Annotated in this window: 17 protein-coding genes and 1 pseudogene; 10 read left to right on the top strand and 8 right to left on the bottom strand. The window is 69.5% G+C overall.

Translation table 11 applies throughout. The annotated features are described in order from the left end of the window. Positions 1-6 precede the first annotated feature (6 nt). Positions 7-1,599 (top strand): GMC family oxidoreductase, encoded by a 1,593-nt coding sequence (locus O6P37_RS00340; protein ID WP_269892214.1) that lies wholly within the window; start codon positions 7-9, stop codon positions 1,597-1,599. A 6-nt stretch (positions 1,600-1,605) separates the two neighbouring features. Here O6P37_RS00340 and O6P37_RS00335 read toward each other — a convergent pair. From O6P37_RS00335 to O6P37_RS00310, 6 genes and pseudogenes are all read right to left on the bottom strand, one after another. Further along, positions 1,606-2,961 (bottom strand): annotated as a pseudogene (locus O6P37_RS00335) (LLM class flavin-dependent oxidoreductase). 85 nt (positions 2,962-3,046) lie between these two features. Further along, positions 3,047-4,270, bottom strand: a complete 1,224-nt coding sequence (locus tag O6P37_RS00330; protein WP_269892213.1) for an acyl-CoA dehydrogenase family protein — start codon at positions 4,268-4,270, stop codon at positions 3,047-3,049. A 63-nt stretch (positions 4,271-4,333) separates the two neighbouring features. Next, on the bottom strand, positions 4,334-6,013 hold the full coding sequence (locus O6P37_RS00325) for an ABC transporter family substrate-binding protein (RefSeq protein WP_269892212.1): 1,680 nt from the start codon (positions 6,011-6,013) through the stop codon (positions 4,334-4,336). 30 nt (positions 6,014-6,043) lie between these two features. After that, on the bottom strand, positions 6,044-7,894 hold the full coding sequence (locus tag O6P37_RS00320; RefSeq protein ID WP_269892211.1) for a dipeptide ABC transporter ATP-binding protein: 1,851 nt from the start codon (positions 7,892-7,894) through the stop codon (positions 6,044-6,046). Beyond that, complete coding sequence (locus O6P37_RS00315) at positions 7,891-8,826, bottom strand: ABC transporter permease (RefSeq protein ID WP_269892210.1); 936 nt, start codon at positions 8,824-8,826, stop codon at positions 7,891-7,893. Before O6P37_RS00315 ends, O6P37_RS00320 begins: the two co-directional genes overlap by 4 nt. Further along, positions 8,823-9,800 carry an ABC transporter permease gene (locus O6P37_RS00310; protein WP_269892209.1) on the bottom strand — a complete coding sequence of 326 codons (978 nt, stop codon included), beginning with the start codon at positions 9,798-9,800 and terminating at the stop codon, positions 8,823-8,825. Before O6P37_RS00310 ends, O6P37_RS00315 begins: the two co-directional genes overlap by 4 nt. 218 nt (positions 9,801-10,018) lie before the next feature. Between O6P37_RS00310 and O6P37_RS00305 the strand changes: the two genes are divergently transcribed. From O6P37_RS00305 to O6P37_RS00280, 6 genes are all read left to right on the top strand, one after another. Then, on the top strand, positions 10,019-10,225 hold the full coding sequence (locus O6P37_RS00305) for a hypothetical protein (RefSeq protein WP_269892208.1): 207 nt from the start codon (positions 10,019-10,021) through the stop codon (positions 10,223-10,225). 104 nt (positions 10,226-10,329) lie between these two features. Further along, positions 10,330-11,034 carry a response regulator transcription factor gene (locus O6P37_RS00300; RefSeq protein ID WP_269893120.1) on the top strand — a complete coding sequence of 235 codons (705 nt, stop codon included), beginning with the start codon at positions 10,330-10,332 and terminating at the stop codon, positions 11,032-11,034. Next, complete coding sequence (locus O6P37_RS00295; protein WP_269892207.1) at positions 11,012-12,607, top strand: sensor histidine kinase; 1,596 nt, start codon at positions 11,012-11,014, stop codon at positions 12,605-12,607. The genes O6P37_RS00300 and O6P37_RS00295 overlap by 23 nt, the downstream gene beginning before the upstream one ends. A gap of 180 nt (positions 12,608-12,787) precedes the next feature. Further along, entirely contained in the window at positions 12,788-14,065 is a 1,278-nt protein-coding gene (locus O6P37_RS00290; RefSeq protein ID WP_269892206.1) for a glycosyltransferase, read from the top strand. A gap of 25 nt (positions 14,066-14,090) precedes the next feature. Further along, positions 14,091-15,944, top strand: coding sequence for an ArnT family glycosyltransferase (locus O6P37_RS00285; RefSeq protein ID WP_269892205.1), 1,854 nt, complete (start codon positions 14,091-14,093; stop codon positions 15,942-15,944). 117 nt (positions 15,945-16,061) lie between these two features. Then, entirely contained in the window at positions 16,062-16,553 is a 492-nt protein-coding gene (locus tag O6P37_RS00280; RefSeq protein WP_269892204.1) for a beta-class carbonic anhydrase, read from the top strand. Between the two features lie 6 nt (positions 16,554-16,559). Here the strand turns inward: O6P37_RS00280 and O6P37_RS00275 are convergent, their stop codons facing one another. Both O6P37_RS00275 and O6P37_RS00270 read right to left on the bottom strand, forming a co-directional pair. Continuing rightward, positions 16,560-16,949 (bottom strand): PaaI family thioesterase, encoded by a 390-nt coding sequence (locus O6P37_RS00275; protein ID WP_269893119.1) that lies wholly within the window; start codon positions 16,947-16,949, stop codon positions 16,560-16,562. A gap of 61 nt (positions 16,950-17,010) precedes the next feature. After that, positions 17,011-19,050, bottom strand: a complete 2,040-nt coding sequence (locus O6P37_RS00270) for an FUSC family protein (protein WP_269892203.1) — start codon at positions 19,048-19,050, stop codon at positions 17,011-17,013. 317 nt (positions 19,051-19,367) lie between these two features. On the opposite strand from O6P37_RS00270, the gene O6P37_RS00265 reads away from it, so the two are divergent. The 3 genes from O6P37_RS00265 to O6P37_RS00255 are packed head-to-tail and all read left to right on the top strand — an operon-like array spanning position 19,368 to position 22,273. Further along, positions 19,368-19,583, top strand: coding sequence for a ferredoxin (locus tag O6P37_RS00265; protein ID WP_269892202.1), 216 nt, complete (start codon positions 19,368-19,370; stop codon positions 19,581-19,583). After that, positions 19,580-20,983: an NAD(P)/FAD-dependent oxidoreductase gene (locus O6P37_RS00260; RefSeq protein ID WP_269892201.1), complete on the top strand. Its 1,404-nt coding sequence runs from the start codon at positions 19,580-19,582 to the stop codon at positions 20,981-20,983. Before O6P37_RS00265 ends, O6P37_RS00260 begins: the two co-directional genes overlap by 4 nt. A 12-nt stretch (positions 20,984-20,995) precedes the next feature. Continuing rightward, on the top strand, positions 20,996-22,273 hold the full coding sequence (locus O6P37_RS00255; RefSeq protein WP_269892200.1) for a cytochrome P450: 1,278 nt from the start codon (positions 20,996-20,998) through the stop codon (positions 22,271-22,273). Position 22,274 lies beyond the last annotated feature (1 nt).

Below are 22,274 nucleotides of genomic sequence, written 5' to 3'. Positions count from 1 at the left end.
CGCCCGATGGAAGCCGACTATGTCGTCATCGGAACCGGCTCGGCCGGTGCCGTCGTGGCCAACCGCCTGAGCGCTGATCCCGGTGTCGAGGTGGTGGTGCTGGAGGCCGGCCCGCCCGACAAGGACAAGTTCGTCCACATCCCGGCGGCGTTCTCGAAGCTGTTCCGCAGCGAGATGGACTGGGACTACTCCACCGAGCCACAACCGGAGCTGGGCGGCCGCCGCATCTACTGGCCGCGCGGCAAGGTGCTGGGCGGGTCGTCGTCGATGAACGCGATGATGTGGGTCCGCGGATTCGCCGCCGACTACGACGAGTGGGGTGAGCTCGCCGGCTCGCAGTGGGACTACGCGCACGTCGTCGAGTATTTCCGCCGCATCGAGAACACCAGCGACGCAGCGCAAAAGGTCGAAGGCGGCTGCAGCGGCGAAGGCGGGCCGCTGCACGTCTGCCGCCAGCGCAGCCCGCGCAGTTCCACCGCGGCCTACCTCACCGCGGTGCAGGAGTGCGGCCACTCGCTGACGAAGCCGAACGCGCCGCAACCCGAGGGCTTCTGCGAGACGCTGGTCACCCAGCGCCGCGGCGCCCGGTGGAGCACCGCCGACGGTTACCTGAAACCGGCGGCCTCCCGCAAGAACCTCACCGTGGTCACCGGCGCACACGCCACCCGCGTGGTGGTGGACGGCGGCCGGGCCGTCGGCGTCGAGTACCAGTCGGGCTCCGGCCGCAACGAGGTCCGTGCGCGTCGCGAGGTCGTGCTGTGCGCGGGCGCGATCAACAGTCCGCAGCTGCTGATGCTGTCCGGCATCGGTGACCGCGACCAGCTGTCCGAGCACGGCATCGACGTCGTGCAGCACGCGCCCGAGGTGGGTCGCAATCTCATCGACCACCTGTGCACGCCGATGGGCTTCGAGGTCCGCCACGACAGCCTCTTCACGGCGGAGAAGCCGCTGGAACTCGTCCGCTACCTGGTGCGCCGGCGCGGCATGCTGACGTCGAACGTCGGCGAGGCGTACGGCTTCGTGCGGAGCCGCCCCGACCTCGAACTGCCCGACCTCGAGCTGTTGTTCGCCCCGGCACCGTTCTTCGACGAGGGCCTGGGCGACGCCTACGAGGGGCATGCGGTCGTGATGGGACCGATCCTCGTGCGCCCGGAGAGCCGCGGAACCGTCACCCTCGCCTCGGCCGACCCGTTCGCCAAGCCGGTCATCGATCCGCGGTACCTGTCCGACCCGGAGGGCCGCGACCGCGCCGCGATGATGGCCGGCCTGCGGATGACCGCCGACATCGCCGAGGCGCCCGCCATGCGCGACGTGCTCGGCAGGGTGGCGCGGCCACTCGACGCCGAGGACACCCGCGAAGAGACGCTCGAGGAGGCGCTGCGCTTGACCTCCCAGACGCTGTACCACCCGGTCAGCACCTGCCGGATGGGTACCGACGAGAGCAGCGTCGTCGACCCCGACCTGCGGGTGCGAGGTGTCGAGGGACTACGGGTCGCCGACGCCTCGGTGATGCCCGCGATCATCCGCGGGCACACGCACGCGCCGTCGGTGGTGATCGGCGAGAAGGCCGCCGACCTGGTGCTGGCCACGCACGCCTAGCCGCCGTCAGCTGACCGACTTCAGCCGCTGCGCCGCGGTGAACGTCGCGGGATCGAGACCCAGGTGGTCGCGCAGCGTGGTGCCCGTGTATTCGGTGCGGAAGAGACCGCGCCGCTGCAACTCCGGCACCACCGCGTCGACGAAGTCGTTGAACGTGCCCGGTGTCTGCGCCGCCGACACCATGAAGCCGTCGGCCTCCCCGGCGTGGAAGGACTCCTCGATCTGGTCGGCGACCTGCTCCGCGGTGCCCACGAACTGGGGGAGCAGCACGCCCTGGGCGTACCACCTGCCGATGTCGCGCAGCGTCAGGTTGTCGCGGTCGGCCACCCGCCGGGCGGTGTCGAACAGCCCCTGGGTGCCGGACACCTGCACGTCCTCCACCGGCGCGTCGAGGTCGTACACCGAGAAGTCGTGGTCGGTGTGCACCGAGAGCGTGATCAAGCCGGACACCGGGTCGGCCAGCTCGTTGTGGAACGCCTACTTCTCGCGGGCGATCGACTCGGTCTCGCCGATGAACGGGATGAAGGCCGGGAAGATCAGCACCTGGTCCGGGTTCCGGCCGTAATCCGATGCGCGCGACTTGATGTCGTCGTAGTAGGCGCGCCTGCCCTCCGGTGTCGGGTCGATCTCGAAGATCGCCTCGGCCCACCGGGCGGCGAAGTCCCTTCCGGTGTTCGACGAGCCCGCCTGGATGAGCACCGGCCTGCCCTGCGGGGAGTGCGGCACGTTGAGCGGCCCGCGGGTGCGGAAGAACTCGCCGTCGTGGTCGACGTGCCGGATCCGCGACGGGTCGGCGAACACACCGGTGGCCTTGTCGAGCACCAGCGCGTCGGGCTCCCAGCTCGCCCACAGCTCCAGGGCCGTGCGGACGAATTCGTCGGCACGCTCGTAGCGGAACTCGTGGCCGAGGTGCTCGTCGCGGCCGAAGTTCTGCGCCTCGCCCTGGGTCAGCGACGTGACGATGTTCCACGCCACCCGGCCGCCGGTGATGTGGTCGAGGCTGGCGAAGATACGCGCCAGCTCGTAGGGATGGAAGTACGTGACCGACTTCGTGATCGCGACACCGAGCTTCGTGGTGACCGCGGCGATGCTGGCCGCCACGATCGACGGGTCGAGCGTCGCGGTGGCCTGCGTGCCCCGCCGTAGCGGCTCGGCGATCCCGTCGCCGTAGCGCACCGGCGCGGCCAGCAGGTCGGCGAAGAACACGAAGTCGAACTTGCCGCGCTCCAGGATGCGGCCCAGGCGGTGGTAGTACTCCGGCGTGGTGAACCGGGTGTCGCTGGCCGGATGTCGCCACGCGGCGTGCGAGTGGGTGACCTGCGACGCGATCTGGAAGCCGCCGAGGTGCAGTTGACGAGTCACGAGTGCTCCTTTCTTCAGCGATTTCGGCGCGCTCACCGTCGCTCACCGAACGAAAGCGCGCCGAAATCACATGAGGGCGAGGTGGTCAGAAGTAGGCGTTGGCCGGAATCGGCGTGCCGTGCAACAGGTTCTGGCCGATCACCCGCGCCTTGTACGCCACCGGGTTGTGCAGGGTGATGGTGCGGATGTTGCGCCAGTGCCTGTCCAGGTTGCGCTGCCGGCTCGCGGCGCTGGCCCCGCCGAGTTCGAGCAGCCGGGTCGCGGACTCGGGGGCGACCTGATCCAGGTGCACCTTCACCTTCGCGGCCCGCAGCTGCGCCTCGGTCGCCAACCGGGAGTCGGGCACGCCGCCGACCTCCGACGCGTCGGCCGCACCGATCGTCGTCGCGGCGTCGAGCACGGCGGCCCGCGCGACGAATGCCGTGCTGGCCAGTTCGCCGAGCTGACGCTGCAGCAGCGGATCGTCGGACGGCCGTTCGGCGAGCCCGTGATTGAAGTTGCGGTAGCGCGACTCCAGCAGCGCCACACCGTCGTCCACGACGTTGGCCAGCACGCCGGCGACGACGGCGTGGATGTAGAGCTGCAACGCCGCGTACTGCACCGTCGGCGTCGGCTCGGCGTCATACGGCGTGTCGCTGAGCACCTCGTCGGCGGACACCGCCACCGCGGTGAAGGAGGTGGTGCCCGTGCCGGTGCGGCGCTGACCGAAACCGTCCCAGTCGTCGACCAGCGTCACCCCGTCGCGGTCGGTGGGCACCACGACGGTGGCCACCGAATTATGGTCGGTGGTGGTCGCCACGGTCAGGTGATCGGAGAACAGAGTGCCTGTGCTGTAGTACTTCTCGCCGTCGAGCCGGAACCCCTCGCCGTCCGGCGTGAGGCGGGTGTTGAACACGAGGCTGCCCACCGCGAGCGACCCCTTTTCGCTGAACGCGTTGCCGAACACCTTGCCCGCGGCGACCTCGTCGAGCCATCGCCGCGACACCGCGTCGGCCGGATCGGCGCGCAGCGCGCGCAGCCGCTCCTCGACGAACCAGAAGTGGGTCCGGAAGATGTGGGCGACGATCGGATCGGCGCGAGCCACGTCAATGATTACCGAGAACAGTTCCGGCACAGTGAGTCCCGCACCACCGAGCTCGACGGGCAGACGCAATGCACCGAATCCGGCGCGCTTGAGCGCGGCGACCTGGTCGAACGGGTTCTGGTCCTCGAGGTCGCGGTCCTTCGCGCCCGCGGCGATCTGTGCCAGGAGTATCGCGAACTCCGGCGAGTCGGGCAGCAGCGGGTTGAGGCGCTCAACGGTGGTCATGGCGCAGTTCTACCGACGGCGCCCGGCGGGGGCACTGCTTTGGATCAGGCGGAACCGAACGGGCTACGGCATGAACCCGATCGCGGTGTAGTTGAGGTCGCCGATCCCGGCCGGGCCGTAGTTCGCCAGGTTGCTGCGCACCGCGAGGTTGCCCGCCGACTGGAACAGCGGCAGGCTGTGCCCCGCCTCGAAGATCATCTTGTCGAGCTCGTTGGCGTTGACACGGGCCGTGGCGGGATCCAGCTCGGACAGCGTCTTCTCGATCTGTGCGTCGATCTCGGGGCTGCTGATCTTGCCGACGTTGCCTTCACCGGTGGACGCGTAGATCTGGGTCAGGCTCGACAGCGGGAAGGCGTCGCCGCCGTAGGCGAACTGCACGAGGTCGAAGTTGCCGGGCGTGACGAACTCGGTGAACAGGCGACCGCCGGCGGCGGGCACCAGCTCCAGGTTGACGCCGATCTGCGCCAGGTTGTTCTGCGCCACCTGGGCGATCTGCCGGGTGCTCAACGCGTCGTAGAAGACGTCGCGGATGCGCAGTTGTCTGCCGTCCTTCTCGCGGAACTGCCCGTTCAGCCGCCAGCCCAGCGCGTCGAGCTCGGCCCTGGCCTTGTCGGGATCGAAGGCGACCGCGGCACTGTTGTCCTGGTAGCCCTCCTGGCCGGCGAGGTAGATGTGGTTGTTCAGGGGACGCGGCTCGTTCACGAGGCCGTTCTGCGACACCGTCGCGATGGCCTGCCGGTCGATGCCCCTGGCGACGGCGAGCCGCAGCCTCGGGTCGGACAGGATCGAGCCCGGTGCGCCGTTGACCGTGAAGTGGTACCAGCTCGCCGCGGGGGCGCGCCGGATGGTGATGCCCGCCGTGCTGCGGGCGGTGTTCAGTTCGTCGCGGGTGGCCAGGCCCATCACGTCCAGCGCGTTGTTCTGCAGGGCGGGAACCCGGGCCGCGTCGTCGAGCACCGTGAACGTGATGGAGTCCAGCCGGGGTTTCGTGCCCCACCAATTCGGGTTGCGGGTCAACACGATTCGCTGCGCGGCTTTGTCCACCGTGGAGACGATGAACGGGCCGGCCGACGGGCCCGGCCCGTTGAGCTGACCGCGGTTGAACGCCTCGGGGTCGGCGGTCGTGCTCTTGGGGTAGAGCATGGTGTTGCCGGCGAAGAATCCCTTCCAATCGGCGTAGTGCGCCTTGAAGGTGACCACGGCCTGCCGGTCGTCGACACCCTTGGTCACCGACTCGACGCGCTCGGTGCCGTTCGGGGACGCGACGAGGAATCGGTCGTCCTTGCCGCCGGTCGCGTTGATCTGGGAAGCGATGTCCTCCCAGGTGACCGGCGTGCCGTCGGACCATGTCGCTTTGGGGTTGATCGTGTAGGTGACCTGTTGCGGTTCGGTGCTGGTGAGCTCGACGTTGGTGAAGTAGTCGGTGTTGACGGTGGTCTGCCCGTCGGGGGCGATGATGAACGCCCGCGGCATGGTGGGGCGCAGTAGTCCGCCGAGTTCGCCGAGGTTGCCGTCGATGTGCAGCGTGTTGAAGTTCGGCGGGAAGCCGGTGAGCGCGAGTCGCAGGTTGCCGCCGTCGCGCAGGGTCGCCGGGTCCTGGGGGTTGATGTCGCTGGTAGTGCCGAGTTCGGCGTTGCCGCCCGGCGACGGCGCCCCGTCGTCGCGGCTCGAGCAACCGGCGAGGGTGAGGACCAGTACGGCCGCGGCGGCGAGGGCTCGTCGGGCGCCGAACGTGTGCGTCATCGCACCGATGCTAGCGGCGCGTCACGCCGATCAGCGGTTGCCGTGCAGTTCCGCGGGCGGCCGGGGCACCGCGGCCAGCAACGCGCGGGTGTACTCGTGCTGGGGGTCGCCGAGCACCGAGTCGGCGTCGCCCTGTTCGACGATGGCGCCGCGGTGCATCACGGCCACCCGGTGGGCCAGATGCTTCACCACCGACAGGTCGTGCGAGACGAACAGGTAGGACAAGCCGAACCGCTCCTGCAGGTCGAGCAGCAGGTTGATGATGCCGGCCTGGATCGACACGTCGAGGGCCGACACCGGCTCGTCGAGCGCGAGGATCTTCGGCTGCAGTGCCAGTGCGCGGGCGATGCCGATCCGCTGCTTCTGGCCGCCGGAGAACTCCGCGGGGAAGCGGGCGGCGTCCGAGCGGTGCATGCCGACGGTGGTCAACAGGTCGGCCACCCGGTCCTCGATGTCCGCCTTACCGAAACCGTTGGCCGACAAGGGTTCGGCGAGCACCTCGTACACCGGCAGCCTCGGGTCGAGGGAGGCGACGGGGTCCTGGAACACCACCTGCAGCTCGCGCCGCAGCGAGCGCCGTGTCGCCTTGCCCGCCGCGGCCACGTCGTGACCCAGCACCTCGATAGAACCGCCCTGCGGCGCGGTGAGTTCGAGGATCTCGTGCAGCGTCGTGGACTTGCCGGACCCGGACTCGCCCACGATGCCGAGGGTGCGCCCGGCGGGCAGGTCGAAGCTGATGCCGTCGACGGCGCGCACTTCGCCCACCTTGCGGCGCAGCACGACACCCTTGGTGAGCGAGTAGGTGCGGGTCAGGTCCCGCACACGCAGGGCAACGTCGTCCTCGGTCTCCACGTCGGCGACGCGGGTGGGTTGGGTGCTCACCCCGTACAACTGGGCGGCGCTGCGGCCGGCGACGTGCTCGGTGCGGATGCAGGCGGCGGTGTGGCCCGCCGCGACGGGCAGCAGGTCGGGTTCGGCGGCGCTGCAGTCGTCTATGGCCAGCGGGCAGCGCGGGGTGAACGGGCAGCCCGGGGGCAGCGCCGTCAGCGCGGGCGGCGCACCGGGGATCGGCACCAGCCGGGTGCCCTGGGGCGCGTCGAGGCGCGGAACCGAGCCGAGCAGCCCTGCGGTGTACGGCATTCGGCGGTCTGAGTAGAGGGTTTCGACGCCGGCCACCTCGACGGCCCGCCCGGCGTACATGACCAGCGCCCGGTCCGCGAAGTCGGCCACCACCCCGAGGTCGTGGGTGATGACGATGACGCCGGCGCCGGTGACGTCGCGGGCGGTGCGCAGCACGTCGAGGATCTGCGCCTGCACGGTGACATCGAGGGCGGTGGTCGGTTCGTCGCAGATCAGCAGGTCGGGGTCGTTGGCGATGGCGATGGCGATCACGACCCGCTGCCGTTCACCGCCGGACAGCTCGTGCGGGAAGGACCGGGCGCGCCGGTCGGGCTGACGGATGCCGACGAGGTCGAGCAGCTCGACCGCCCTCCGCCTTGCTGCCGCCCGGCCGAGGTCGCGCTGATGGATGCGCAGTGACTCGGCGATCTGGTCGCCGACGGTGTAGACCGGCGTCAGCGCCGACATCGGGTCCTGGAAGACGGTGCCGATGCGGGCGCCCCGGACGGCCGACATGGCCCGGTCGTCGCGGTCGAGGAGTTCCTCGCCGAGCAGCCGCACCGACCCGGTGACCTCGGCGTACTCGGGCAGCAGGCCGACGACGGCCATCGCCGCCGCCGACTTGCCGGAGCCCGATTCGCCGACGACGGCCAGCACCTCGCCGGGCTCCACGCGGTAGGTCAGCCCGCGCACGGCGTGCACCGACGCCTCCTCGGTGGGGAAGGACACGTGCAGGTCGGTGACCTCCAGCAGCGGGCTCACCGGGCACCGCCCCTGGTCCGCCGCACGCGTCGCAGCGCCCGGCTGCCCGGGTCCAGTGCGTCGCGCAGGCCGTCACCGGTGGCGTTGGCGCACAACACGATCAACACCAGCACGGCCGCCGGGAACAGGAACACCCACGGGAACGTGATCGCGGACTTGGTGCCGTCGGCGATCAGCGTGCCCAGCGACACGTCGGGCGGCTGCACACCGAAGCCGAGGAAGCTCAGACCGGTCTCGGCCAGGATCGCGACGCCGACGTTGAGCGCGGTGTCGATGATCAGGATGGACGCCACGTTCGGCAGGACGTGACGGATGATGATCCGCGGCGTCCGCACACCCATGTAGCGGGCGGCGACGACGAACTCGCGCATCCGCAGGCTCATCGTCAGGCTGCGCACGATGCGTGAGCTGATCATCCAGCTGAACCCGGAGAACAGCACGATCAACCAGAACACCCGCGCGTCGGGATCGAGCCGCGGCGTGACGATCATGATGATCACGAAGCTCGGAACCACGAGGAGCAGGTCGACGATCCACATCAGCACCGAATCGCGGAAACCGCCGAAGTACCCGGCGACCGAGCCGACCGTCGCGGCGATCATGGTGGAGATGAACGCCACGCACACCCCGATCAGCATCGACTTCTGCATCCCGCGCAGCGTCAGCGCCAGCAGGTCCTGGCCGAGCGCGTTCGTGCCGAACCAGTGCTCGGGGCTGGGCGGTTGCTGCAGCGCGTAGTAGTCCAGCTCGGTGTAGTCGTAGGGCAGCAGCGGCGGCAGCGCGTAGCAGGCGACGAACAGTGCCGCGAGCACCACCAGCGAGAGGACCGCGAGCCGGTTGCGCAGGAACCGCCGGGTCACCAGCGTGCGGCGGGACGCGAAGGAGCCGGCGTCGACGCCGGACTGGGTGGACGAGAAGCCGGATTCGGTCATGCCACCCGCACCCTCGGATCGAGCGCGGCGTAGATGACGTCGGAGAGCAGTCCGGCCAGCAGCACCACTGCGCCGGTGAACACCGACACCGCGGCGATGATGTTGGTGTCCTGGGTCGCGATGCCCTGCACCGCCCATTCGCCCATACCGTGCCAGCCGAAGATCTTCTCGATGAACACCGCGCCGGTCACCACGCCGCTCATCCCGTACGCGAAGAGGGTGGCCATCGGGATCAGGGCGGTGCGCAGACCGTGCTTGAACAGCGCCTGCCTGCGGGTGAGGCCCTTGGCCCGTGCGGTGCGGATGAAATCCTGGCCGAGCACGTCGAGCATGGCGTTGCGCTGATAGCGGCTGTAGCTGGCGGCGAAGCCGAGTGCGAGGGTGAACGTCGGCAGGACCAGATGCTGCACCCGGTCGACGAGCTGGTTCCACCCGCCGCCGACCGCGTCGGCGGACGTCTCGCCGGTGTACTCGAACAGCTGCACACCGAGTACCGAGTTCACCCGCAGCGCGCCCAGGATCAGCACGTTGGCGACCACGAAAGTCGGCGCGCTGAGCAGCAGCAGCGACGCCACGGTGATCACCCGGTCGGACATTCGGTACTGGCGCACCGCGCTCCACGCGCCGAGCACCACGCCGATGAGCGCACCGAGCACCGACCCGACGATCAGCAGCCGCAGGCTCACCCCGACGCGGCGCCACAGCTCCTCGGCGACGGGCTGGCCGGTGACCGTGGTGCCGAAATCGCCCGTCACCGCGCCGGTCACCCAGTCGGCGTAGCGGACCGGTATCGGCTTGTCCAGGTTCAGTTCGGCGGCCTTGGCGTCGATCACGGACTGCGGCGGGCGCGGGCTGCGTTCCAGCAGACTGTCCAGCGGCTGGAACGTCAGCGAAGTCAGCGTGAACGTCAGCAACGACGCCAGGGCCAGCAGGATCAGGTAGTTGAGCAGCCGGCGCGCCAGGAAGCGCGTCATCGGCGCATGCCCTCCACGGCCTTCGGCTGCATGGGCACAGGGTAGAAGAGACCGGCCGGTCAGGTCGTGATGGCCGTGCTCCGGGCGCGTCCACGGGAGGTTCACAGGCAGCGACGGGGCGGCGTTTCGGCTCCGGCGCGATCGGTTAACCCCGCTCTCGGAGGGTCACCGGACCTCCTTGCGAATTGTCCGACAGACCGAACGGAGTGAACCCAGCGATGCCGTCGAATCGGATCAAACTCGCGTCCGCTGCCGTGGGCACCAGTGCGGTGCTCGCCATGGGTGGTCTGACCGTCGCCTTCAGCACGACGAGCGCCGCCCAGCCGGCCCCGGTGGACGCCGGGTCGACGACGACCACACAGCCCGCCGAGGAGGCCCCCGCCGTGACGCCGTCCAGCGCGCCGCCCGCGGTCGGCAAGAACTAGCGCACGGTTTCACAGCCCGCGCATAGAAAGCACACAGCCTTCGCCTACGGGGACCTCTGATAATGGTGTCCGTGGTCAACAAGCACGACACCGAACGCGTCGTGATGCGCCGGGCCGACGGCGAGCCGATCCGCGTTCTGGTGGTCGACGACGAACCGGTCCTCGCCGAGCTGGTGACGATGGCGCTGCGCTACGAGGGTTGGGACATCGCCACCGCCGGGGACGGCGCGACCGCGATCAGACTGGCCCGGGACAACCCGCCCGACGTCGTGGTGCTCGACTTGATGCTGCCCGACATGAGCGGGCTCGACGTGTTGCAGCGGCTGCGCGAACAGATCCCGGGGCTGCCCCTGCTGCTGCTCACCGCCAAGGACTCCGTCGAGGACCGCATCGCCGGGCTGACCGCGGGCGGGGACGACTACGTCACCAAACCGTTCAGCCTCGAGGAGGTGGTCCTCCGGCTGCGGGCGCTGCTCCGGCGTACGGGCGTGGCCAGCGAGTCCGGCGGCGCGCAGATCGTCGTCGGCGACCTGGTGCTCGACGAGGACAGCCACGAGGTGACGCGCGGCGGCGATGTCATCACGCTCACCGCGACGGAGTTCGAGCTGCTGCGCTTCATGATGCGCAACGCCCGGCGGGTGCTGTCCAAGGCACAGATCCTCGACCGGGTGTGGAGCTACGACTTCGGCGGCCGGTCCAACATCGTCGAGCTTTACGTGTCCTACCTGCGCAAGAAGATCGACAGCGGCCGTGAGCCGATGATCCACACGCTGCGCGGCGCAGGTTATGTCCTCAAGCCCGCTCGCTGACCCGGGCGTCGACGGCCGCACCCGCATCTGGTCGCCCCGCACCTGGTCGCTGCGGGTCCGGCTGCTGGTCACCCAGGTGGTGCTGCTGGCGCTGGTCTGCGCCGTCGTCGGGCTCGGCACCGTCTTCATGTTGCAGCGCTTCCTGTCCAACCAGCTCGACGCCCAGGTGGTCGAGGCCGGCCGGCGGTCGGTCGGCCTGTTCGGGCCGCCGCCGCCGGGGTTCCTGCCACCGCCCGGCATGCGGCCACCGCCGGACATGCGGCCGCCGCCGGGATTCCCGCCGCCGCCGTTCCCGCGGCGCATCATGATCCGCGACGACTCCGGCCCCGGCCCGGCCTTCCTGAACGCACCCGGGCAGGCCGCCGGGACGGTCGGCGCCGTGATCGGCCGCAACCGGCTCGACGCCGGGGTGATCACCGCCGACGGCACCCCGGCACCGATCAGTGCCGCCGCGGCCGCGCAGCTAGCCGACGTGTCGGCGAATCAGACGCCGACCACCGTCGAGCTCGACGGGCTCGGCAGCTACCGCGTCATCGCGAGCCACGCCCACGGTCCCCGAGAGGTCATCGTCGCCGGATTGCCGACATCGGCGGTCGACGACACCCTGCTGTCGGTGCTGCTGATCTTCGGCGTCGTCGGCGCGGTGGCGCTCGGGGCGGGCGCGGCGGTGGGCATCGTCGTCATCCGCCGCCAGCTCGCACCACTGTCGAGGGTGTCAATGGCCGCCCGAGAGGTGGCCGACCTGGAACTCGACCGCGGCGAGGTGCGGCTGCCCACCCCGATCGTCGAGGTCGACCCCGCCGGCGCACACACCGAGGTGGGCCAGCTCGGCACCTCGCTGAACCGGATGCTCGAGCGGATCTTCGATGCGCTGTCGGCGCGGCACGCCAGCGAGACCCGGGTGCGGCAGTTCGTCGCCGACGCCAGCCACGAACTGCGTACCCCGCTGGCCGCGATCCGCGGCTACACCGAACTGGCACAACGTAAGTCCGCGGAACTGCCCGACGACGTCGCGCACGCGATGAACCGGGTCGAGTCCGAGACACAGCGGATGACCCGCCTCGTCGAGGACATGCTGCTGCTGGCGCGCCTCGACGACGGCCGCCCGCTGGAGCGTGAGCCGGTGGACCTGTCGCGCTTGACCGTCGACGCCGTCAGCGACGCCCACGTCGCAGGCCCCGACCACCGGTGGTCGCTCGACCTGCCCGACGAGCCGGTGCTGGTCACCGGCGACGAAGCACGCCTGCAGCAGGTGCTGGTGAACCTGTTGGCGAACGCCCGAACCCACACGCCCCCAGGCACATCGGTGACCGCTTCGCTGGCCGTCGAGGCGGGCGACGCGGTGCTCACCGTGCTCGACGATGGTCCCGGCATCCCGCAGTGGCTGCAGCCCGAGGTGTTCGAGCGGTTCGCGCGCGGCGACTCGTCCCGCTCGCGCCGCGGCGGCAGCACCGGCCTGGGTCTGGCGATCGTCGCCGCCGTGGTCCGCGCGCACGGCGGCACCATCGAACTCGACAGCGAACCGGGCCGCACCCGGTTCGTGGTCCGGCTGCCCGGCTCCGCACAGACCTAGTCCGGGTCGCCATCGCGTGGTGACTCCCGATGCCTCCCGCGAGCAGACGCAGATTCGCACGAATGAGCCGTCATGCGTGCGATTTTGTGTCTGCTCGCGAGCCTGGCGCGCGCCCCGACTCATAGCAGTCACACAGGTCGTGCCCACATCGAACACACCCGGCGAACCGACGATGGAATCATGACAGACACCGCCCTCGAAACCCGCCCCGCGGCGGCCGCAGCCGAGGCCGGGCGCCGCCGCTTCGCCTGCAGACCCAACGCCGCGCTGGCCGCCCGTGCCGCAGGCGTGCCGGTGCTCGACGTGGTCGTGCCGGTGTTCAACGAGGAAGAGGCGCTGGCGGATTCGATCCGCCGCCTGCACCGCCACCTGTCGGAGGACTTCCCGTTCCCGGCCCGCATCACCATCGCCGACAACGCGAGCACCGACGCGACGCCGCGCATCGCTGCCGACCTCGCCGCTGAACTCGCCGATGTCCGTGTCGTGCGGCTGGAGGAGAAGGGCCGCGGCCGGGCGCTGCACGCGGTGTGGTCGGCATCGGATGCCCAGGTGCTCGCCTACATGGACGTCGACCTGTCCACGGATCTGGCGGCGCTGGCTCCGCTGACGGCGTCGCTCATCTCCGGCCATTCCGATCTCGCGATCGGGACCCGGCTCAACCGCGGCGCCCGGGTGGTACGCGGCGCCAAGCGCGAGATCATCTCGCGCTGTTACAACTTCCTGCTCAGGTCGACGCTGTCGGCGCGATTCTCCGATGCGCAGTGCGGCTTCAAGGCGATACGCGCCGACGTCGCGCACGAGCTGCTGCCCTACGTGACAGACACGGGGTGGTTCTTCGACACCGAACTGCTGGTGCTGGCCGAGCGCAGCGGCCTGCGCATCCACGAGGTGCCGGTCGACTGGATCGACGACGAGGACAGCCGGGTGGACATCGTGGCGACCGCCGCGGCCGACCTCAGGGGTATCGGCCGGCTGCTGCGCGGCTTCGCCAGCGGGTCGATCCCGGTGCATCTGCTCGCCGCACAGCTGGGTTCGTCGAGGATGTGCGCGCCGCGGACGTCACTGCTGCGGCAGGTGGTCAGGTTCGGCGCGGTCGGCGTAGTGTCCACCGTCGCCTATCTGGCGCTGTTCGTGCTGACCCGCGGGGTGTTCGGCGCGCAGGCCGCCAATCTGTTGGCGCTGCTGGTCACGGCGGTCGGCAACACCGCGGCCAACCGGCGGTTCACCTTCGCGGTGGCCGGGCGCGGCTCGATGGTCCGCCACCAGGTCCAAGGTCTGCTGGTCTTCGCCGTCGCACTGGGCGTGACGAGTGGATCGCTGGCCTTGCTGCACGGGGTCGATCCCCAGCCGCATCGCGCGCTCGAGCTCGCGGTGCTGGTCGCGGCCAACCTGGTCGCCACCGTGCTGCGCTTCCTGCTGCTGCGCGGCTGGGTCTTCCGTACCCGCCGGACCCGCTGACTCCGAACACGATCGAGGACTTCTGATGACACTCACCGCACCGCAGCCGGTCGCCGGCCCCGTGCCCGCCACCGCCCTCGCTCCGCGATGGCCACGTCTGGCCCTGCCTACGTTGCTGGCCGCCACGGCCGTGCTGTACCTGTGGGGCCTTGGCCGTTCCGGCTGGGCCAACGACTACTACGCGGCCGCCGCGCAGGCCGGCACCCAGAGCTGGACGGCCTGGCTGTTCGGCTCGCTGGACGCAGGCAACGCCATCACCGTCGACAAGCCGCCCGCCGCGCTGTGGGTGATGTCGCTGTTCGGCCGGCTGTTCGGCTTCAGTCCGTTCACCATGCTGCTGCCCCAGGCGCTGATGGGTGTGGCGACCGTCGCGCTGCTCTACGCCGCCGTGAAGCGCACCAGCGGGCCCGCCGCCGGCCTGATCGCCGCAGCGGTGATGGCCGTGACACCCGTTGCGGCGCTGATGTTTCGCTTCAACAATCCCGACGCCCTGCTGGTGCTGCTGCTCGTCGCGGCGGCCTACGCCATGGTGCACGCCATTCAGACGGCAAGCACGCGATGGATGCTGCTGGTGGGTGTGGCTCTGGGATTCGCCTTTCTGACCAAGATGCTGCAGGCGTTCCTGGTCGTTCCGGGCCTCGCGCTGGCCTTCCTGGTCGCCGCACCGGTGGGGTGGTGGCACCGCGTCCGCCTGCTGTGCGTCGGCGCCCTGTCGATGGTCGTGTCGGCCGGCTGGTTCATCGCGCTGGTCGAGTGGTGGCCCGCGGACTCGCGGCCCTACATCGGCGGTTCCACCGACAACAGCCTGCTGCAGCTGGCTCTGGGCTACAACGGGATCGAGCGCATCGCCGGCGGCGAGGGGCCGGGCGGCGGGGGACCGGGTGGCGGTCCGGGTGGCAGTCTGTTCTTCGGTGGTCAGGCGGGCATCGGCCGGTTGTTCGGCGCATCCATGGGTGTCGAGGCGTCATGGCTGCTGCCCGCCGCGCTGATCGGTCTGGCCGCGGGCGTCTGGCTCACCCGCCGCTCGCCACGCACCGACGGGGTGCGCGCGGCGCTGCTGCTGTGGGGTGGCTGGCTCCTGGTGACCGGTGCGGTGTTCAGCTTCATGGACGGCACCATCCACCCGTATTACACGGTGGCGCTAGCGCCGGCCGTCGCCGCGCTGGTCGGCCACTCGACCGCCGAACTGTGGCGGGGCCGCGCGCACCCGGGGCCGCGACTCGTGCTCGCGGCGATGGTGGCGGCCACCGGGGTGTGGGCTTTCGTCCTGCTCGACCGCACACCGGACTTCGTGCCGGTGCTGCGGTGGGCCGTGCTGGTCGGAGCGATCGCCGCGGCCGCGGCGCTTGCGGTCGGCGTGCACAGGTTGCGGCGCGCCACCGCGGTGGTGGTGCTGGCGGCGGCGTTGTCCTCGCTCGCCGCACCGGCGGCATTCGCGGTCTACAACGTGGTCCATCCCGCGAGCGGCCCGGGCGCCATGTCGGGACCGGCGCGTGACGGCGGCTTCGGCGGTCCGGGCGGGCGCGGTCCCCGTGCGGCGGGTGACAACAAAGCACTCGAATCGCTGCTCGCCTCGGTCGATCGTCGTTGGGCCGCAGCGGGTGTCGGGTCGATGAGCGTGAGCGGGCTGGAACTGCAGACCGGCACGTCGATCATGGCGATCGGCGGGTTCTCCGGGGGCGACGACTCGCCGACGCTGACCCAGTTCCAGCAGTACGTCGCCGACGGCCAGATCGGCTACTTCCTCGCGGGCGACGAGCGCGGCGGCCCGCCACGGCACCGTGGTGGCAGCGCCGCCGAGATCACGGCGTGGGTGGATCGGAACTTCGCGGCCTCCGAGGTCGGCGGCGCCACGGTGTACGACCTGCGCACCCGCTGACCACCAGACCGACCGCGAAGAAGCCGACCCAGAATCGTGCTGATTTCCAATGCAGTCATGCGCATGGGTGTGTTGTTATCTTCTGGGCGTTTGGCTGCCGCGACCGCAGGAGGACCCATGTCCGCGACCGACGAGTACCTGAAGAACAACGAGGACTACGCCAGGAACTTCAGCGGGCCGCTGCCGCTGCCGCCGAGCCGGCATGTCGCCGTGGTGGCGTGCATGGACGCCAGGCTGGATGTGTACCGAATCCTCGGCCTGGCCGAGGGGGAGGCGCACGTCATCCGCAACGCCGGCGACGTCGTGACCGACGACGAGATCCGCTCGCTGGCGATCAGTCAGCGCCTGCTCGGAACCACCGAGATCATCCTGATCCACCACACCGACTGCGGCATGCTCACCTTCACCGACGACGACTTCAAGCGGTCGATCCAGGAGGAGACCGGCTTGAAGCCGCAGTGGGCCGCCGAGGCCTTCCCGGATCTCGAGGAGGATGTGCGTCAGTCCATCCGCCGCATCGAGGCCAGCCCCTTCGTCACCAAGCATGAATCGTTGCGGGGCTTCGTGTTCGACGTCGCCACCGGCAAGCTGAACGAGGTCACGGCCTAGCCTGCGTCAGCCGACCTTGTAGGTGGCGATCGCCTTCGCCACCGCGGTGCCGTCGGGAGTCACGACGTCGACGTCGCAGTTGACGAGGGTCTTGCCGCGCCGCAGTACCCGGCCGACGCCGATCAGGTCGGTGGCGCGCGCCGGCGCGAGGTAGTGGACGGTCATCGACGTGGTGACGCCGCGCAGATGGTCGGGCACATCGGCGCCTGTCCACGCCGCGGCCATCACGGTGACGTCGGCCAGCGCCGCGATCACTCCGCCGTGCACCATGTCGCCGATCGTGGTGTTGGCCGGGTCCCACGGCAGCAGTAGCCGCACCTCGTCGGCGTCCAGCCGCTCGGCGACAATGCCCAACTTGACGGCGAACGGGGACTGCGGGATGAAGGCGGCCATCACCTCGGCGCCGGTGCGGGACTGGGTCGAAGTCGTCATGTCTTCAGTATCGGGAGCAGGGCAATTACCTCTGGGGTAGTGGTGGTGCGTCAGCCCGGCCGTTGAGCACCACGGCGAGTCTTTTCAGATCGGACTCGAGCTGATCCACCCGCCGGAGTGAGTCGGTCAACTCCGCGGTGCCGACGGCCTGCGACACAACGGGCTTCGTGGCATCCGATCCGCCGGCCGCGGGGACATCGCCGCGCGCTGCGGAGATGGCATCGCGCAGTTGCCGTATTCCGGTGCGTACCTGGTCGTCGGTCCATCCGTGTAGTTGCCGTGACCCGTCTGACAGCAGCGGGGTGAGCCGCAGATAAGCCTCGTGCACAGCATCGACGTGCACGGCCTTGTCGTTCCTCACGCCCGCGGGTTGTGAGAAGACATTGACCTCCGTCGCGGCCGATGCGAACTTCGTCGTCAGCGCGGCGTGAGTGCGGTCCAGTTCCGCTTCGGCCGCCGCGACGGCGGATTCCCGGCCTGGCAGATGCGATTCGAGCGCATCGTCGAGAGCATCCAGGTACGCCAGCACAGCCGGACGGATCTCTCGCGAGTCGCGAAGCGGCACGATGGCGAGTGCCACCACCGCCGCGACGCACCCACCGATGAGGGCGGCGACCGACTTGTCCCTGACGAGATCGAGGTAGCGGCCTTCGGTGGCGAAGAGCGGCACGAACGCGATGCTCATCCAGAACACCATCGCGGGATAGGAGACGGGCGCGCTGACGATCGTCAGGAACACGCCGATGGCGACCACGGCGACGGTCCACAACAGCCCCTCGGGCACACAGGCGGCGATGGCCACTCCGCCCACGGCACCCAGAATCGTTGCGGGCAGGCGGGAGAAGGCTCGGCGTGCCGAGAGCCCCGCGGATCCGGCGATGACGACGAACGCTGTCCAGGCCACCACGAGGCTCTGCTCATTACCGACGGCCTTGGCGATCAGGCCGGCCCCCACCGCTGCGACGACGGCCTGTATCGCGAGTGCCATGGTGGGCGAGATGAGTCGAGCCGCTGGCTCCACCTGCGGGGCTTCTGCGGCGGCCGGAGTCATGGCCGTGCCGACCGCAGCCGCCGCCGTGCTGACCAATTCCATTGCCCGCGTGAGTGATTGCGCGACGATCTCTCCAGCGGAGAGCAGCGACAGCGCAGCGAGTAGGGTCTGCGGCGGGAACGGCGCCGCGCCGCTTTCGGTCGTGTGGGTGAGCGCGCCGTGGATGTGGCCGCGTAGCACCCGGGCCCTGCCGGCGACGGTGTCCCTGGCGGAGCCGTCGGAGTCGTCGGCGAGCGCGACGGCGAGGCCGTGCAGGGTGCTCGTGACGGACCAGGTGATCTCATCGGGCAGCGACCGCAGCCATCCCGGATCCTCGACTTGTGCGGTCAGGTCCTCGAGTCCCTTCTGGACCGAGTGGAGCGCAACCCGTAGCCGATCGACGTCCTGGGGCGACATCCCGTGCGCGACAGCGCCGGCGAACTGTGTCTCGATCGCACTACGGCAGGACTTCGCCCGTTCGAGGCGCGTGCGCAGTGCTCTCGCCGCATGGTCGGGGGGCGTTCCGTCGCGGGCTGTGTTGAGGGCGTCGACGGCGGCGGCGACGGTTTCAGCGGCGCGGCGAGCGAACGCATGCACCGAACGGGCCAGCGACCGCACCGGGACATCGCGCAGGATCACCGATTCCCAGATGGCCAGCCAGCCGAACCCCAGAGCCAAGGCGACGACGAACCACCCGACTCTTCCGACCGTGATGTGTCCGGCGCCGGTGACATAGACGGTGATCGCACCCATCAGCGCCAGACTCGCGATCCGGGTACTCCAGGCCCGCAACGCGTACGACGAGAACATCAGCAGCACAAGCAGTATGGCACCGAGCCAGACCGCCTGGCGGGTGAGCGCGACAGTCAGGATGACGGCGAGCGTCGACACCACGACCGCCCACCCGAGGGTGCCCGCGCGGTCCCGGGGTCGCGGATCGGGCGCCAGCAGTGCGCCCTCGAAAGCGGCACCCGCCGCGAACAAGGTGATACGCACCGGGTCCGCGACGTCGAACGCATACGTCACTGCGACCATGGTGGCCCATGCGAACACGGTCGCGCCCACGGCCCGGGCGCCCCGGCGCGTCCGTACGTGACCGGGATCGAAGATCTCTACGCGCGCGGACACACGGCGGATCACGGACACGGCGGCAACCTCATCGAAGATTCCTCACGAACAGCGGCTGGTCACCGAAATAGAGGCCAAGTGAACATCCTATGGACCGCCGATCCGAATTGTCCGATCAACGAAATTTGCGCAGCTGTAAGCAGTACTGTTGGGCACCCTTTCCCGTCGAGTTCGGGAGCAGCGCTGACCAGCCCTCAGCGCCGGTTGAGAAGGAGCCGAAAAGCATGCGCATCGTCGTGGACTTGAACAGGTGCCTGGGATATGCGCAGTGCGTCCCGTTGGCGCCTGAGGTGCTCCAGTTGCAGGGCGAGGAGGCGCTCGCCTACGACCCGAACCCTGACGATTCGCAACGCCAGCAGGTCGCCCGAGCGGTCGCGTCGTGCCCGGTGCAGGCGATCATCGCGGAGATGGATCCGCCGTCCGACAGGACGACGAAATGAGCACGCACGCGCTGGTCGACGATCTCGTCCGGACATTCAAGGAGCAGGGCCGGATCGTCATCGTCGGGGCGTCGCTGACCGGTCTTCGCGCAGCTGAGGCGCTACGTGACGAGGGATTCACCGGCTCGCTCACCATCATCGGCGACGAAGTGCACGAGCCGTACGACCGTCCGCCGCTGTCCAAACAGGTGCTCAAGGGATGGGTGCCGGCCGAGAACACCAAGCTGCCGCGACTGCGTGAGGTCAACGCCGACTGGCGACTGGGGGTGGCGGCCACCGGTCTCGATCGCGACAACCGGGAAGTGCTTCTCGCCAACGGCGACAAGGTGCCCTACGACCGGTTGTTGATCGCCACCGGCGTCCGCTCCCGCGCATGGTTCAACCCCGAAGAGGCGAAGCTCGAGGGCCTCTACACTCTGCGCACGAGCGACGATGCCGCGAAGATCCAGGCGGCTTTCAAGGCCCGGCCGAAGCGGGTGCTGATCGTCGGGGCCGGGTTCATCGGGTCCGAAATGGCCTCGGTATGCCGTGATCTCGGACTGGACGTGACGGTCGCGGAGCGCTCCAGCGCACCGCTGGTCGGACCGCTGGGTGGGGTGATCGGCGACATCGCCGCCAAGATGCAACGGGATGCCGGCGTCGATCTGCGCACCGGGGTGGCGGTGGAGGCCCTCAAGGGCGATGCCGACGGGCATGTCCGGCAGGCTCAGCTTTCTGACGGCACCCTGCTCGACGTCGATGTCGTGGTGGCGTCGCTGGGATCCGTCCGCAACATCGAATGGCTCGAGGGCGCCGAACTCGCCAGCGGGTTCTGGGGTGTGGCGTGCGACGCCGGCTGCCGCGCCTTCGACATCAACGGCGTGGTGACCGACAACATCTTCGTCGCCGGTGACATCGCGCGGGCCCCGCATGTGCTCTACGAGTACCAATTCATGGCGATCGAGCACGTGGACGCCGCTGTGCTGGGCGCTCGGACCGCGGCGCACAACATGGTCAACCTCGAGAAGGGGCGGCGTCCGCACCTGCCGCTGCCGCAGTTCTGGTCCGGCCAGTTCGGCGTGAACATCAAGGGGGTCGGCGTCTGTTCATTCGGCGACGAGATCGTGTTCACGCAGGGCTCGGTGGACGATCTCCGCTTCGCCGCGGCCTTCGGCAAGAACGGCCGCATCGTCGGTGCCATCACCTTCAATCACGGCAAGTGGCTGGAGTACTACGCCAGGCTCATCGAGCAGTCGGCGCCGTTCCCGCCGCCGCCACCCGGTTTCGACGTGCCCACCGACGCCGAGCCGATGTCGGCGCGTTTCGGCGATCCGCGCGCACCGACCGGGATCCCCGATGTCGTTCTCACCGGCCATGATCCGACCTCACGGGGCGCCGAGTACCGCCTCAAAGCCCGCTAGGACTGGAGCCCGATGACCACCGCAGAGACCGCCTGGACCGAGGCGATGAGGTACGAGAACCGCCATGATCCCTACCGATTCTTCGACGAGCTACGAAAGGCACCCGTGGTGCAGGTGGCCGACAAGGTCTACGTCGTCACCGGATACCGCGAGCTGCTGCAACTCGCTCACGACCCGCACGTCAGCTCGGACATCTCGAAAAGTCCGATCTCGGCTCAGCCGGCGGCCCAGACGAAGGCCGACGTCGGCGCCGAGCACATGCAGGCGTACGGCCGGGAGCCGAGCCTGATCGTGTCGGATCCAGCCAAACACGACAAGCAGCGCCGACAGGTGATGCGGCACTTCGCGCCGCCGCACTCGCCGAACGTGATCCCCGCCATGGCCGCTGACATCCAGGCGCTCTGCGACGAATCGCTGAACAAGATCAAGACAAAGGGCGGCAACACCTTCGACGTCGTCGACGACTACGCCTACCCGGTTCCGGTGGCCGTCATCTGCCAGATCCTCGGGGTTCCGCTGAAGGACGAGCCCACGTTCCACGGCTGGATCTTCGATTTCATGGCGGGCGCCGACATGGGTCCGGACGCCGCCACCGAAGAGGGCCAGGCCCGCAAGCAGAAGGGCAAGGAGAGCACCGCGGCACTCACCGCGTACATGGCCGACCTGATCCAGGGCTTCCTGACGGACCCGCAGGACAACGTGCTGTCAAAGATGGTGAACGACCACGACGGTCCCGACGGACCGATGACGCCTGAGGAGGCCGCCGCCAACGCGATGCTCCTGCTGATCGCCGGCCACGACTCGACGGTCAACACCATCGCCCACTGTGTGCTGCTCCTGCTGCGCAACCCCGAATCGCTCGACCTGCTCCGCGACAAGCCGGAACTCATTCCGAAGGCGATCGAAGAGGTGCTGCGGCTGCAGTCAGCGGTCCAGTTCTTTCCCAGCCGCAGCGTCACCGCCGACGTGGAGGTCGGCGGCACCGTGATCCCGGCGGGATCGGCGGTACACCTGCTGTACGGAGCCGCCAACCGCGACCCGAAGCGGTTCCCGGACCCGGACAGGTTCGACATCCAGCGGCCCGACAATCAGCACGTGGGCTGGGGCCGCGGAGTGCACAGCTGCGTCGGTGGGCCGTTGGCGCGACTCGAGGTCAACATCGCGGTCGAGACATTCCTGCGCCGGGTCGAGAGCCCGCGACTGGTCATCGATCCGCCGCCCTACCGGCAGAATCAGGTCTTCCGCGGACCGCTGCATCTCGAGGTCGAGTTCGACCGGATCGCGGACTAGC

The sequence above is a fragment of the Mycobacterium hippophais genome, assembly GCF_027529605.1.
GTDB lineage: Bacteria > Actinomycetota > Actinomycetes > Mycobacteriales > Mycobacteriaceae > Mycobacterium > Mycobacterium arseniciresistens.
Note: the sequence above shows the minus strand (reverse complement) of the source record. Positions and strands in the feature narration are given on the sequence as shown.